The sequence below is a fragment of the Fulvivirga sp. M361 genome (assembly GCF_007097395.1).
Lineage (GTDB): Bacteria > Bacteroidota > Bacteroidia > Cytophagales > Cyclobacteriaceae > Fulvivirga.
In genome coordinates this window covers 296,372-310,577 of sequence record NZ_VKDC01000008.1, presented here as the reverse complement: position 1 = coordinate 310,577, position 14,206 = coordinate 296,372, and the positions used below count along the sequence as shown (strand labels likewise).

Genomic DNA, 14,206 nt, shown 5'->3' with positions numbered 1-14,206 from the left:
TAATTTGGTGTTCAGTTGTTAGTAAGGCTCCCTCTTTCAGCAGAGAAGCAATTTGTTGGTGGATTTTCGGGTAGTGTGAGTAACCATTTATCCAGCTTTGCCTCTAGTTCTTTTACTTTTCCGGGATTTTGTGCAACCAGGTCAATTTGCTCAGCCCAGTCGGTATTGGTGTTGTAAAGCTCTTTTCTATTAATTTCTCTATTGATGAGCAACTTCCACTCCCCATCCTGAATACCCAAGCCTGGCCAAAAATCAGTGTTTACATTCGCAAACAGCCATTGCCAATAAATGGTAGACTGCCTGGTATAGCTGTTTCCTTTAAAAATCGACACCAGGCTTTCTCCGTCAGGTTCGTAAGTTTCCGGTAACGTTCCCCCAGCTAATTCCACAAAGGTTGGTAAGATATCTACAGCGGCTAACGGTGTGGTTTTATCAACCTTACCGGCAGGAACAACACCTGGCCAACGCACAATAAAAGGAACACGTATGCCTCCCGCATACAATGAGCGTTTCCGGCCTTTTAAACCATTCGTTTCCCCCACAGAATAATAGGTTCCTAAACCTGGGCCCGTAGAATTGTCTTCAGCATGTTTTTTATACTCATTACCTGTTATTTCAGGACCATTATCAGAGGAAAAAATAACCAATGTATTCTCATCTAGTCCTAATTCCTTTAGCTTATTAAATAATAGGCCAATGTTATAGTCTGCTTCGGCAACTACCGCAGCATAAACCTGTTGCTGCTCATCTAAATCAGAAAATTGAGCTAGGAACTTCTCTTTAGGATAATGAGGTGTATGGGTTGCATGTACCCATACATTTACAAAGAAAGGGTTCTCTTTATTCTTCTCTATGAAATCCAATGTCCGTGTCATGGTAGAGTCTGCACTCATTTGCGGTAGCTGATTAGGCAGATTAAATGCATCATAAGCATCATAACCATAGTCCAAAGGTGAAGGAGCATCTGCCACATGTGTATTTGATAAATGCCATTTACCATAATGAGCGGTTTTGTAACCTGCCTCTTTTAATAAACGAGGTAACATGACCACCTCCGGATTAAGCCAATCGGGCATATTCCTCTTAATGTGAGATTGCACCGTTGCAAAATGCCCGTGGACGGAATGACGTGCAGGAAAATGTCCGGTCATCACTGCTGTTCTACTTGGAGAACATACCGGATTGGAAACTGTGAAATTTTGGAAGTCCACCCCTTCCTTCACCATCTTATCCAGATTGGGTGTTTTGCAAAATGTACTGCCATGGCTACCTAAATCTTCATAGCCCCAATCATCGGCGTAAATAAAAATGATATTGGGCTTACCAGTTGTTTCTAATTTTACAGACTCTTGGGTTGGCCTGGGCTTACAAGAAAAGAGCAGTACTCCTACCAGGCTATATATTGAAAATGCTCGTATAGACTTTTGATATTTTCTCATTTGTTACTTATTCTAAACTTGATAGCGGTGTGAATTTTATCTCTTTCAGGCTGGCACTGGCGCGATCCCCTTCTTTGAGAGAAACAGAAACAGTATGTTTTCCCGGCTTTTCAAATTTCAATAGTCCCATCTCATAAAAGCTGTAGACATGTGATGCATTCTGCTGGTTTTGCACCATATCCCCCTCGGCACTTTCTATTCTCCAAACCAATCGGCCAGCACCGGCATAACTCAGATCCACCTGATAGTAACCAGCCTCCATGATTTCCACTTCCCAAGACACTTTACTGTTGTCTTTCCAATCATGTGCATGCGAGATGTGTTTCCATTCTCCAAATTTTTCCATCCATCTTTTTCCTTCGATGATACAATTTTCTGCCCTGGCAAAATCCACTGGCAGTTCAGTTGAATAGGCAGGATCAATACTCAAAGATTTATCTACCAAAATTTCTCCCTGAACTTCAAGTTCAACAACAGAGATCAGCTTTTCTGGTCGACGGGCAGGTAGCTTGATCGTTACCCAGTTTCCAGACTTACTTGCTTGCAGCGACTCCAACGCTCCATCTACCCAAAGTCCTGCTGATTTGATTGTGTTATTCAATCCTGGCAAGACTATTTCACCATCCAGCGGCCATTCATAAATACATAGATTTAGCTTGCCTTCAGATACTGTAACATCACCCCAGGGTAGTGCCTTTCCCCATGGCGATGGATCGGCTTTATAAATGACCTGTGGATACTTATCGATCCATTCTCCACTACCTCTTAATGCGTTTTGAGCTTCTATTGGAATGGTGCCATCCGGCTTAGGCCCTACATTGAGCATATAGGTACCTCCTCTGGCCACCGTGGAAATCACGGACTTCAGAATGCGTTTGGGGCTTTTCCAGTTTTCATCGTACCAGGCGTAACCCCAGGAGTCGTTGGTAACATCTACTGTCTCCCATAATCCATTCACATTTCTCACCGGGATATTCATGTCACCAAAAGAGAGGTAATCACCAAGGTTGTGTCCGGCCCGGCCAGAGACCAGGGCATTGGGCTGGTTTTTTCTAACGACCTCCACCAACTCTTCGACATACTTCTTTTCCATTTTACCTGGGGTATCGAACCACACCAGGGCTATATCCCCATATTGCGTTGTGATTTCTTTGACTTGAGGAAGGCACTTTTCCTTGAAGTAATAATCGAATCCTACCTCCTTTCCTTTTGCTGTTTTTGAAGGACCTCCATTTCCTCCGGGAAACGTCCAGTCCTGATTGTGAGAGTAATAGAAGCCGAAGCCAATACCTTCTTCTTTACACGCTTTTGAAAGTTCTTTCATTGGATCACGTGCAAATGGAGTGGCGTCTACGATATTGAAATCATTGCTTTTGGAATCGTACATGGCAAACCCGTCATGGTGCTTACTGGTAACTATAATGTATTTCATACCTGCGTCTTTCGCTAATCTGGCAATGGCCTTCGCATCAAAATTTACCGGATTAAAATTCTTTGCTTCTGCCATGTATTCCTTTGCAGGTATATTGGCCCTGCGTGGGTGCATGATCCATTCGCTAATGCCATAATAAGTGGTATCTTCCCATTTGTTGCCAATATTGGAGTAGATCCCCCAGTGAATAAACATGGAATAGTTACCATCGTCAAACAATGCGGCCCTGGCTCCAATATCTGATCGCTCAATTACTTTTTGATCACCCCACATTTCATCCATGCCTTCCGATTTCTGTGCAAAAATGGAATAGGAACTAATCATCAACGGTATAAGTAGGAGACCACTGGTATATTTCATGTATCTGTAAGTTGTTTTTTTCATGTATCTGTGAGTCGTTCACGCCAAAAGGCCAGCATCATTACTTAATATAAATTAACCAATAAATGAATGTATGGATTTAGTGGCCTTTCAGAAAGCGGTGATCGACACATTTGAACCGCACACCTGTGCATTATAACTTTCAGCTCTTGCTGAAAGGGACTAGTTTTTCAAGTTTGGAATATCTGTTTTTATTATCATCAGGCTGCATTAGCCGCATGTTCGATATCCATATCCAAAATAGATACATGGGCCATTTCCTGCCAATGCTATTGCAATAGCCTTACCTATGCCACTTCCACCTCCTGTTACGATGGCCTTCTTACCCCTGATCAAATAAGCATCGATTTTGGTAGAGAACGTTTTGATTCTGACATCGATAGTTTCTACTACTTATCTTTTGATCACAGGACTGAATTTGTCAGGCAATTAATAGTAAACCTGGAAGCAAGATACGGTTGTACCTCTCTGATTGGAATTTCCGGGTTTCCGTAGTTTGATTAAAATCCTTTATCAATACTTTAAAGTTGCTCATACAGTTACGGCCTCTTTGTTATACCTGTTCCTGTATTCAATGGGTGTCATTCCAACCCACCTTTTAAACATATCTCTGAAGGCTTTTGTGTCAGAGTACCCGACATCATACATAACCTGAGAGACAGTTTTCATACCATTCTCAAGCTCTTTTTTAGCTGCTTCAATTCTCACCCGTTGGAGGTACTCAAATATCGTGTTGGCGGTCGAGTTTTTGAATCTTCTTTCAAAAGACCGTCTCCCAAGCCCTATCTCCTCACAGATTTCTTCCACGGTAAATTTTTCCTGAAAATGGGATTCGATAAACTCTTGCGCCTTTAATACCTCCTTGTCCTGGTGGGTTTTCAAACCTGTGAAAACAGCAAAGGGAGATTGACTTGCCCGATCAATATCAATCATATAGGCTTTAGCTGCCATAATAGCTATTTCCCGTCCGGCATACCGCTCCAATAAATAAATGAGAAGATTAGTAAAAGCCAGAGCTCCCCCACTGGTATAGATCCGATCAGACTCTGACACAATCCGCTCATCTTCAAGAATAGCTTTTGGGTACAACCTTCGGAAATCATTGGCAGCTCCCCAATGGGTAGAACAACGTTTTCCATCTAGTAAACCCATGGAGCCGAGAAAAAATGCCCCAACACACATGCTGGCCAAGTCAGCTCCGTTATCATATTGCTTCATGACCCATGGTACAAGTTCCTGGTTCATTTTTATTACTTCTTCGGGATTTCCGAAAGTAGCCGGTATAATCACCACATCTGTGTGGCTCACCTCATGCACCAGCCTGTCTGTCTTGACGGAGTATAGCTGCCCGGATGGCTTTACTTCATGAGACAAGCCGATGATCTCAATATCGAATATCGGAGAAGGAGCGTTTTCATTCACCCACTGAAACATTTGTCTTGATAAATCCAGGTTAACAATGCTGAATTCGCCCTCAGGAGCGATCAAAGAGATCCTTTTCATAAAAGCAAGGTAGGAAATCCTATTGTCGTGATCAACCCCCCAGTAAGTCGGTTTCACACTGTGCAACGATCCTTAGCAACTCCTAAATTTGATTATAAAATGTAGCAATGAAAAAACAAGAGTTATGGCTTAACCTTCCCGTCAAAGACCTTCAGAAGAGCAAAGACTTCTTCTTGTCCCTGGGATTTCAATCCACAAGAGATGTACCGGGTATGATCGGTTTTAATATCGGACAGGTACCTGTTATGATGGTAGCGCACTCTGATTTTGAAAAGTATACCTCCCATCAAATCTCGGATACAAAGCAAGGAAGCGAGTTACTCACCTCTGTAGACGCACCGGATCGGGCTTATGTGGATGAAATGGTCAAAAAAGTGAAGGAGGTGGGTGGAGTCATTTTTTCAGAAGCACAGGAAATCCAGGGCTGGATGTATAACATGGGATTTGTTGACCTGGATGGTCATCGATGGAATATCGTTCACCTGGACTGGGAAAATATGCCTAAAGCGTAAATACAATGAATTCTTCAATAAGTTGGCGGTAATTACAGGGTAACAGCACCAGCCATCGAAACAACTGACGGCAATTAATTTTGACTAACAATAAACCATGATGAGTAAAATTTTCTTTGATAGCGGAATATCTCTGGATGGTTTTTTCGCAGGTAACAACAGAGGACCAGGCGACCCAATTGGAGACAATGGGCCGGCAATTTACAACCAGATGTATAAACAAAAAGCATTTTGGAAAAACATCAATATGGAAGGTGGTGAAGAATACAGCGCGGACAGTAGACTAATTGACGATGTGTTTGCGGGAACCGGTTCTTACATTATGGAAAAACGAATGTTTGAAGAAGGCGAAGTCCATTGGGCAGAAGATGTATACAAAGCAGATGTTTATGTTCTAACACACGAAAAACGGGAACCCTGGATCCAAAGGAGACTACAACTTTTTACTTTATTAATGATGAAATACGATTAATACTAACTGAATAAAAGAATGACTAAAATAACAGTAACTCCAGATTGCAAAAACGCACCTCGTAAACAATTCTTAAAGGATTTTAATATTGCCTTCGCTACCGGCGATGCAGATTTCATTATTCGGCATGTCAATGATGACATTCGCTGGAACATCTATGGCGACAAGCACATAGAAGGAAAAGACCATTTCGTGAAAGAGATGAATATCATGAAGGATTACACAGCTGATGAAGTAGTAATTCATTCCATTATCACACACGGTCGAGAGGCGGCAGTAAATGGTGAAATGAAAATGGCAGGTAAAACCTATGCTTTTTGTGATGTCTATCGTTTTACCAATACCACCAGCGAAACCATCAGGCAAATGGATTCTTATGTCCTTCCCATCACTTAAAGATTAAAACTATGTTAGCAGACTTCTATACCTTCAACTCCTTCTCCACCAATGACCTGGATGCCTCCAGGAAGTTTTATGGCGAAACACTTGGTCTTAAAGTAATTGAAAATGAAATGGGCATCCTCGAAATACAGGCCGGAGGCAGCAACAAATTCATTATTTATCCAAAAGGCGAAACCCACCAACCGGCCAACTTTACCGTCCTCAATTTTGAAATCAAGGACATTGAAAAGGTAGTAGGCCGCCTGATCAGCAAAGGCATTACGTTCGAGCAATATCCTGAACCCATGAAAACGGATGAGAAGGGAATTTACTGGCATTCCGGAGATAATAAAGGTCCAAACATAGCATGGTTCAAGGATACTGCCGGGAATATCCTGGCTTTGATTGAGGAACAATAAAACATTTTTATAATTGGAATCCAACACAAAAATGTAGCTACATTTAACAATAAAACTGAAAATTAAACCCATACCATGAGGATTATTTTCATACTTACTCTACTCCTCTCCATCAGTTCCTGCGAGACTATTCGAAGTGGTCAGGTAATACGCACAGATCACATTATTGATGCCGAAAATGATGTTAGACTCCATATAAGGGAGATTACCCCTACGGATAGCAAACATCACACCCCACTGGTTATGATCCATGGAGGTGGACCGGGAGCTACTGCCTCTTTCGATTTACCCATCAAAGGTTCCTCATTTGCTCAAAACCTGGTTGACAAAGGGTTTAAGGTATACCTGGTTAATATCAGAGGTTGGGAAAGATCCACACTGCCCCAATATGATTTTAGTGATTCATTGACGATAATAGGTTCCCACCTTGAAGCCTCGCAAGATATTTATGCTACCGTAAAGTGGATTTTGGATAAAGAAAATATTGGAAAAGTTCATTTGTTCGGCTGGGCAACCGGAGGGCACTGGGCGGGTTATTACAGTACGAAATACCCGGAAACAGTACAAACTTTCATTTCCCTTAATTCTCTTTATGGCGTGAATGCGCCATGGGGACTGAGGCAATATTTTCAATCTGATGATGATTCCACACAATTCAACAAAACATCTTTCTTTAGAGAATCACCGCAGAAGAGTCTGACCAGATCCTGGACCAGAACAATTCCTATTGATAACAAGGAAAATTGGCGTGATACGAGAGTAGAGAAAGCTTACAGTGTAAACGCTTCAAGCTTCGGGGAAGACACAACTGTCATGAAAGTACCTGGTGGTTATCGCGAGGAGAGTTTCTATATGTCATTGGGTAAAAAATACTGGGATGCAAAGGATATCGAGGTTCCGGCATTGATCATGCGAACGGAACTTGACTTCTGGTCCCGGCCGGAGGATTTGAAAGCTATCGAAAAGGATATGCTTCATGCACCACGATCACGATTTATAACAATTCCTGGTACACATTATGTCTTTCTTGATAAGACAGATAAAGGCAAACGAAAGCTTATCGAAGAGATGATAATCTTTATGGAGCGATAAGCTTTGGTAAAATGAAGATGACTTACAAGCTGCAGGCGTATTTCAGCATTAATTGAAGAATAATCACCGATGAAGATGAAAACAATATTTGACGAGACGTCCAGAGTAGAATTAATCGAAAGAATCAGTAAACTTTCAAGTGAACATAAAGCTCAATGGGGTAAAATGACTGTCGGTCAAATGATCGCTCACATGAACATCTGGAATGAATGGGTGCTGGGAAAAAATGATCTGCCACATCAACAAAGCTTTCTTGGTAAGCTCATTGGAAAGTGGATGCTCAAAAAAGACACAAAAGATGCTACTCCCATGGCTAAAGGAATGCCTGCGGGAAAAGAATTCACCATCAATGAGGTCAATGATAATATTGACAAACTAAAAGAACAATGGGTCCATTTGATCCAGGAGTATGAGGACTATTCTGAGTGGTATTTTATGCATGACTTTTACGGTAAGATGACCAGGGAGCAGATCGGAATATTTGCCTACAAGCATACAGATCATCATCTCAGGCAATTCAACGTATAACTTATAATATAGCTCTGGATTTCCTATATTCAGTTAAATATGAAATACCTTACCCTACCTCCTCCGGTCAGTTTAGCAGAGTATGTTCGATTTTTCTGGATCTTAGAAAGCGGTCAATCCTATGAGCACAGATCATTAGCTGACGGTAGTGTAGAAATGATTTTCCATTATCAAGGCTCATTTGATGAAATTAAATCCGATAGCCCGCGTGCCTGTCCACCTTCAGCGATACAAGGAACATCTTCCGACTACCAGGTCTACACCTGCCAATCTGCCTTTGGGATCTTTGGCATATACTTCTATCCATATGCTGTACCCGCGCTATTTGATATACCTGCCAATGAATTGAGCAACGAAATGCCTGATTTACATGCTTTTCTGGGCGTGGAAGGTAAAGATTTGGAAGACCAAATGATAACTTCCCAAAACAATGCAGACAGGATCAGCATTATTTCAGCATTTTTAGAAAGGAGGGTTAAACAAATTGAAAAAAGAGATGCTGGCATGCATCATTTAATTTGCTCAATCATTCATAACGGATGCAAAACCAACATTGAGCTCACAGCTAAAGAATTTTCACTCTCCAGGAGACAATTTGAAAGACGATTCAAGATGCTGGCCGGTTTTAGTCCGAAAATGTACGAACGGATCATTCGCTTTCAAAATGCTGCCGATGAGTACAACAAGCAGCAAAAATCACTGACACAAATTGCCTTGGAATTCGGTTATTATGACCATTCACATTTTACCAATGAATTCAAAAAGTTCTCAGGATACAATCCAAAGGGCTATTTCTCAGGCAATGAAGTGGGATATGAATGGAGAAACGCTGATGCGGAGATGTCGCAAAATTCCAAGAATTGAACGAGCCCGATAATCATCTTTGGAATAAAACCTAAAACTATGAACAACAAAGTAAGAATTATCCCGAGCATTGGCTATCAGGATGCCAAAAGGGCCATCAAGTGGTTGTGTGAAGCCTTTGGTTTCAGTGAAGATGCTGTTTATGAAACTGAGGATGGGAAGGTGGCTCATGCCCAACTTACTTACAAGGGCAATATGATCATGTTAGGATCTTCAGATAGTGGGTCAGAGTTTTCCAAACTCATCAAACACCCAAGAGATGTTGGAGGTTTTGTGACCCAGAGCCCGTACATCATTATCGATGATGATGAGATTGAATCGCATTATGAAAAAGCGAAAAGCCATGGCGCAGAAATTCTCCTGGAGCTGAAAAATGAGGATTATGGAGGAAAGAATTACACCTGCAAAGACCTGGAAGGTCACATCTGGAATTTTGGGTCTTATGACCCGTGGAGTAACAATAGCCAATGACCAAGATTGATCCTACCATAGCAGTTAAAGATGTCAACGCCAGTGCATCGTGGTATCAGGAAGTCTTTGATCTCAAAAGAACTCACGGAGGAGATGAATTTGCCGTACTGGTTTCTCAAGATGGTGAAATCATGATTTGCCTGCACAAATGGCTGGCACATGAGCATCCAACCATGCTAAACCCAAATGAAACACCTGGCAATGGATTGATCCTTTATTTTAGAATTGACAACATAGACATTATTCGAAACAACCTTAGTAACATAAGCTACCCGGTTGAAGAAGAAATACATCAGAATACTAATTCAACAAAAAAAGAGTTTTCACTTCGAGATCCTGACGGGTATTATCTGACCATCACCGAATACCATAGTTACAAGGGTTGAATCACCCTCAAAATAAAGTCTTTAGTTATTGCGCAGTTAAATAACTGCATGTATATTTGAAGCCAAATAACTGCGCAATTAATAATGAAGATAAGAAGAGATGTATTTCAGGCCATTGCAGATCCTACCAGGAGGACGATCCTGGGCCTGGTAGCATTTGGGGCCATGACACCCGGTGCAATAGCTGACAACTTTGACTCCAAAAGACAGACCATATCCAGACACATTCAAATCCTGGCAGAATGCGACCTGCTTACCCAGGAACAAAACGGCAGAGAGATCAAGTATCACTTCAATCCTTCAAAAATGAAGGAGGTAAATGACTTCATTGAACCCTTCCGGAAACTCTGGGATGAAAAATTCAACAAGTTGGAGGCAGTGATGAAAAGCCATCAATCTAACGCTTAAGCAATGGAATTAAAAACTAAGGTAACTGCAAAGAAAGGCTCTCATCAGATTACCATCACCAGGGAATTTGAGCTTACAATAGATCTGCTGTTTAAGGCTTACATTGACTCGTCACTCTTTGAACAGTGGATGGGTACAAGGCTAACCAAATTTGACTGCGTGCCTCACGGCAGCTATCGGTTTGAAACGAGCGACCAGGATGGAAATGTAGTCTTCAGTGCCAACGGAACATTTCACGAAGTGATTAACAACAAGAGAATCACCCGAACCTTCGAAATGGAAAACTCCTCATTCCCGGTTCAGTTGGAATTCTTGGAATTTGAGCAGCTATCCGCAAATACAAGCCAGTTAAACATGCAAATGATATTCCGGTCCGGCGAATTTAGAGATCAATTGCTAAAGATGCCTTTTGCCCAAGGCTTGAACTATGCTCACAATCGTTTGGAAGAAATACTAAATCAGTGATCATGAAAATAGAGAAAAGAAACAAAATCATTTACTGGATAGCTACACTTTGGCTGGCACTTGGAATGACTTCCACAGGTATTGTGCAATTGATCAAAATGGAAGAAGAAGTAGAAAAAATGACAGAGTTGGGTTATCCGCTCTACTTCCTTACCATTATCGGTATTTGGAAAATATTAGGAGTAATAGCAGTACTGTTACCTAAGCTCCCTCTGGCAAAAGAATGGGCATATGCAGGCTTTTTCTTTTTGATGTCAGGTGCCATTTTAACGCATCTGGCTGTCAATGATGGTTTGACAGAATATTTCGGTCCATCGTTGCTTCTCCTGCTTACCATAACCTCATGGTATTTCAGACCTGAGAGTAGAAGACTTGTAACTCAACCGTTAATAAATAGTGACGATGGGTCCTAAAGTTGATAAATACCTGATATATGGCTGCATGCGGTGTAAATATGGAGGAACTCCGCAATGCAAAGTACTGAACTGGGTTGAAGAGCTTGAGTTGTTGAGACAAATCGTTTTAGAAACAGGCTTGACGGAAGAAATCAAATGGGGAGTTCCTGTCTATACCCATAATGGTAAAAATGTGGTGACTGTCAGTGCATTGAAAGAATCAGCTAACATCGGTTTTTTCAAAGGCGTGCTACTGACAGACAAACATCAAATCCTTCGTCAGCAAGGAAATTTACAGTCTGACAGAATAGTAAAGTTTTCCAGCACAGAAGAAGTCAAAAAATTGAAAGACATTCTGAAGGTGTACGTTCTCGAAGCAATTGAGATCGAAGAAAGCGGCAAGAAAGTGGAATTCAAAAAGAATCCGGAGCCGATACCTGATGAATTGCTACAAGCGCTTGAAGATGAGCCTCTATTTAAAAAAGCTTTCTACTCCCTGACACCCGGAAGGCAAAGAGGGTACATTATTCTATTCTCACGCCCCAGGCAGTCTAAAACAAGGGTCTCAAAAATTGAAAAAAACAAAGCTAAAATCTTTGAAGGTAAGGGTTGGAATGAGGAATAAACTATCAAAGAAGTTTCTGCTTCATGTTTCAAAGTTATGCCCGGTTTTGTAATGCCATTTCGAAACATATCACCCATTCATCCAAAACAATATTTCTGAAGATCTGGAAGATCAACTGCCAGGTGAATAAACTTTTCCTCACCCTTCCAATAAGATTGTAAAACCTGGTCGCTACAAAAAAATCTTTAAATATGTAGCTATTTAACTTCATATTCATATATTTGTAGCCAAATAGCTACACGAAGAATATGAAACTAAGAAGAGATCCCTTTCAGGCCATTGCAGACCCTACCCGGAGGGCCATTTTGGTGCTTTTGACTTCACAGACCATGACTGCCGGGGCCATCGCCAATAACTTTGATGTAGCAAGACCTACGATTTCCAAACACATTCAAATCTTGAATGAGTGTGACCTTATCGAGTCAAATCAGCAAGGACGTGAGATATTCTATGAGCTAAAAGTGGGCAAGATGAAAGAAATCGATCAATGGCTCGAACAGTTCAGAAAAATATGGGAGGACAGATTTGACAATCTTGATAATCTATTAAACAAACTAAAAAACCAATAAGATGAACAACACGAAGTTTACAGCAAATGAAAACATTCTCACGGTAGAACGATCATTCAACGCACCTCTCGATCTTGTCTGGAGAACATGGACAGAAGCAGAGTTATTAGACCAGTGGTGGGCGCCTAAACCCTGGAAATCCGAAACATCTTATATGGATTTCAAAGAAGGAGGATATCGTACTTATGCGATGGTAGGGCCGGAAGGGGAAAAGCATATGGCCCGTACAGATTACCGGTCCATCCATGTACATCAGCAATTTTCAGGTGAAGATGCCTTCTGTGATGAAGAGGGAAATATTAATTCTGAACTGCCTGTATCAAAATTCAACAACCAATTTGTGGAAATCAATAACGAAACATTTGTTACCGTAGTTTCCGAGTATGTCTCAGACGAGCACCTACAACAAGTCATTCAAATGGGAATGAAAGAAGGTCTCTCAATGGCATTTGAAAACCTGGATGGTGTGCTTAAAAAATTAAATTCTTAATACAAGAATGATTTCAAACCATATGTAGAAAATGATAACAGATAATCAAACCAAACTACGCATTCAAGGACGGACCATTACCGTCACGAGACTTTTCGATGCACCTATTGAGCTTATGTGGCGAACATGGACGGAACCCAACCTCATTAAGCATTGGTGGGGACCGGATGGCTTTACAAATACTATCACTAAAATGGAAGTAAAGCCAGGTGGTACCTGGGAGTTTATAATGCATGGACCAGGTGGGAAGGACTATGAGAATAAGAATATTTACAAAGAGGTCCATCCTCTTGAGAAGATCGTATTTGAAGACGAGACAGGCTCAGGGTTTCAAACCACAGTAATACTCAAAGAACAGGATGGCCAAACGTTGGTCCAAGTGACAATGCTTTTCGGGTCGGAAGATCAACTCAAGTTTTCGGTAGAGAACTTCAAGGCAGATGAAGGACTCAAGCAGAACATGGATAAGTTGGCCAAATACTTAATCGAGATCAATAGTAAATAGAAAACAATGAACTCACTTAGAAAAATAATCCTACTGATCAGTATTCTCATATCAGGAATAGCCCAGGCCCAAAAAGGAAACTACGCAAAAGTTAATGGATTGAATATGTACTATGAGATCCACGGAGAAAAAACAGACACGCAACCTATCCTATTACTGCACGGAGCCTATGCCACGCTCAGCTTATGGGGCAACTTCATAACAGAATTATCAAAAAGCCGTCAGGTCATCGCTTTGGATTTTCAAGGTCATGGGAGGACACCCGACATTGACCGGCCGATCACTTACGAACACCTCGCGGATGATGTGTTTAGTTTGATTAAACATCTGAATTTGGAAAAGGCAGACGTGTTTGGCTATAGCATGGGCGGTGCAGTGGCACTGCAGTTGGGCATCAGACATCCTCAGCTGATCAATAAAATGGTGGCTGCATCAGCCTCCTACAGATCCGAGGATGTATATCCCGAACTCAGCGCTATGATAGGCCAGATGAAACCGGAGTATATGGAAGGTACACCTTTCAAAGCGGCTTACGATTCGCTTTCCCCTGATCCTGGCAATTTCCCGGTTTTGATGGAGAAACTGATTGCATTAGATGAAACTCCGCAAAACTGGGCGGCTGAGGACATTGCCAACATACCATTCCCAATATTATTCATCAACGGAGATGCAGATATCGTGAAGCCGGAGCATACGGTAGAAATGTATCGGTTAAAAGACGGAGGCCCCACTCCTGATTTCATGTCTGCATCACATAGTCAGCTCGCGATTCTCCCCGGAACTACTCATATAGGGGTCATGGAAAGAACGGATTGGTTATTGGCAATGATCCCCGCCTTCTTAGATACAAAGTCATCGTCAAACTGACC

At 41.6% G+C, this 14,206-nt stretch carries 22 protein-coding genes; 17 read left to right on the top strand and 5 right to left on the bottom strand.

The features are described 5' to 3' along the window. Positions 1-11 precede the first annotated feature (11 nt). The 4 genes from FNH22_RS11865 to FNH22_RS11855 all read right to left on the bottom strand — a co-directional run bounded on the left by FNH22_RS11865 (position 12) and on the right by FNH22_RS11855 (position 4,755). A complete protein-coding gene (locus FNH22_RS11865) occupies positions 12-1,439 on the bottom strand; it encodes a sulfatase-like hydrolase/transferase (RefSeq protein ID WP_143398591.1) in 1,428 nt (475 codons plus the stop codon). 7 nt (positions 1,440-1,446) lie between these two features. Continuing rightward, positions 1,447-3,255, bottom strand: coding sequence for an alpha-L-fucosidase (locus tag FNH22_RS11860; protein WP_143398590.1), 1,809 nt, complete (start codon positions 3,253-3,255; stop codon positions 1,447-1,449). Positions 3,256-3,462: 207 nt separating this feature from the next. Continuing rightward, positions 3,463-3,588, bottom strand: coding sequence for a hypothetical protein (locus FNH22_RS32650; protein WP_255518037.1), 126 nt, complete (start codon positions 3,586-3,588; stop codon positions 3,463-3,465). A gap of 195 nt (positions 3,589-3,783) precedes the next feature. Further along, positions 3,784-4,755 carry a GlxA family transcriptional regulator gene (locus FNH22_RS11855; protein ID WP_143398589.1) on the bottom strand — a complete coding sequence of 324 codons (972 nt, stop codon included), beginning with the start codon at positions 4,753-4,755 and terminating at the stop codon, positions 3,784-3,786. Between the two features lie 107 nt (positions 4,756-4,862). On the opposite strand from FNH22_RS11855, the gene FNH22_RS11850 reads away from it, so the two are divergent. From FNH22_RS11850 to FNH22_RS11790, 13 genes are all read left to right on the top strand, one after another. Continuing rightward, positions 4,863-5,267 carry a VOC family protein gene (locus tag FNH22_RS11850; RefSeq protein WP_143398588.1) on the top strand — a complete coding sequence of 135 codons (405 nt, stop codon included), beginning with the start codon at positions 4,863-4,865 and terminating at the stop codon, positions 5,265-5,267. Between the two features lie 97 nt (positions 5,268-5,364). Beyond that, complete coding sequence (locus tag FNH22_RS11845; protein WP_221420262.1) at positions 5,365-5,739, top strand: hypothetical protein; 375 nt, start codon at positions 5,365-5,367, stop codon at positions 5,737-5,739. 18 nt (positions 5,740-5,757) lie between these two features. Beyond that, a complete protein-coding gene (locus FNH22_RS11840) occupies positions 5,758-6,135 on the top strand; it encodes a nuclear transport factor 2 family protein (RefSeq protein ID WP_143398587.1) in 378 nt (125 codons plus the stop codon). An 11-nt stretch (positions 6,136-6,146) separates the two neighbouring features. Further along, positions 6,147-6,539, top strand: a complete 393-nt coding sequence (locus FNH22_RS11835) for a VOC family protein (RefSeq protein ID WP_143398586.1) — start codon at positions 6,147-6,149, stop codon at positions 6,537-6,539. Between the two features lie 75 nt (positions 6,540-6,614). Beyond that, entirely contained in the window at positions 6,615-7,631 is a 1,017-nt protein-coding gene (locus FNH22_RS11830) for an alpha/beta fold hydrolase (RefSeq protein ID WP_143398585.1), read from the top strand. Positions 7,632-7,706: 75 nt separating this feature from the next. Beyond that, positions 7,707-8,159: a DUF1569 domain-containing protein gene (locus FNH22_RS11825; RefSeq protein WP_143398584.1), complete on the top strand. Its 453-nt coding sequence runs from the start codon at positions 7,707-7,709 to the stop codon at positions 8,157-8,159. Between the two features lie 39 nt (positions 8,160-8,198). Further along, positions 8,199-9,023, top strand: a complete 825-nt coding sequence (locus tag FNH22_RS11820) for a helix-turn-helix domain-containing protein (RefSeq protein ID WP_143398583.1) — start codon at positions 8,199-8,201, stop codon at positions 9,021-9,023. Between the two features lie 39 nt (positions 9,024-9,062). Further along, entirely contained in the window at positions 9,063-9,494 is a 432-nt protein-coding gene (locus FNH22_RS11815) for a VOC family protein (protein ID WP_143398582.1), read from the top strand. Beyond that, positions 9,491-9,880, top strand: a complete 390-nt coding sequence (locus tag FNH22_RS11810; protein ID WP_143398581.1) for a VOC family protein — start codon at positions 9,491-9,493, stop codon at positions 9,878-9,880. The genes FNH22_RS11815 and FNH22_RS11810 overlap by 4 nt, the downstream gene beginning before the upstream one ends. Before the next feature lie 84 nt (positions 9,881-9,964). Continuing rightward, on the top strand, positions 9,965-10,288 hold the full coding sequence (locus FNH22_RS11805; protein WP_143398580.1) for a helix-turn-helix transcriptional regulator: 324 nt from the start codon (positions 9,965-9,967) through the stop codon (positions 10,286-10,288). Positions 10,289-10,291: 3 nt separating this feature from the next. Then, positions 10,292-10,753 carry an SRPBCC domain-containing protein gene (locus tag FNH22_RS11800; protein WP_143398579.1) on the top strand — a complete coding sequence of 154 codons (462 nt, stop codon included), beginning with the start codon at positions 10,292-10,294 and terminating at the stop codon, positions 10,751-10,753. Positions 10,754-10,761: 8 nt separating this feature from the next. Further along, positions 10,762-11,166: a DoxX family protein gene (locus FNH22_RS11795; RefSeq protein WP_143398627.1), complete on the top strand. Its 405-nt coding sequence runs from the start codon at positions 10,762-10,764 to the stop codon at positions 11,164-11,166. After that, entirely contained in the window at positions 11,156-11,773 is a 618-nt protein-coding gene (locus FNH22_RS11790) for a YdeI family protein (RefSeq protein WP_143398578.1), read from the top strand. Before FNH22_RS11795 ends, FNH22_RS11790 begins: the two co-directional genes overlap by 11 nt. Before the next feature lie 34 nt (positions 11,774-11,807). Here FNH22_RS11790 and FNH22_RS31995 read toward each other — a convergent pair whose 3' ends face one another. Further along, positions 11,808-11,984 (bottom strand): hypothetical protein, encoded by a 177-nt coding sequence (locus FNH22_RS31995; RefSeq protein WP_185154193.1) that lies wholly within the window; start codon positions 11,982-11,984, stop codon positions 11,808-11,810. Between the two features lie 37 nt (positions 11,985-12,021). On the opposite strand from FNH22_RS31995, the gene FNH22_RS11785 reads away from it, so the two are divergent. Genes FNH22_RS11785 through FNH22_RS11770 form a run of 4 tightly spaced genes read left to right on the top strand, consistent with a single transcriptional unit; the run spans position 12,022 to position 14,204 of the window. Next, positions 12,022-12,342 (top strand): metalloregulator ArsR/SmtB family transcription factor, encoded by a 321-nt coding sequence (locus tag FNH22_RS11785; protein WP_143398577.1) that lies wholly within the window; start codon positions 12,022-12,024, stop codon positions 12,340-12,342. Between the two features lies 1 nt (position 12,343). Then, positions 12,344-12,832, top strand: coding sequence for an SRPBCC domain-containing protein (locus FNH22_RS11780; RefSeq protein WP_143398576.1), 489 nt, complete (start codon positions 12,344-12,346; stop codon positions 12,830-12,832). Between the two features lie 31 nt (positions 12,833-12,863). Further along, positions 12,864-13,337: an SRPBCC domain-containing protein gene (locus FNH22_RS11775; RefSeq protein ID WP_143398575.1), complete on the top strand. Its 474-nt coding sequence runs from the start codon at positions 12,864-12,866 to the stop codon at positions 13,335-13,337. Positions 13,338-13,343: 6 nt separating this feature from the next. Continuing rightward, entirely contained in the window at positions 13,344-14,204 is an 861-nt protein-coding gene (locus FNH22_RS11770) for an alpha/beta fold hydrolase (RefSeq protein WP_143398574.1), read from the top strand. Positions 14,205-14,206: the final 2 nt, after the last annotated feature.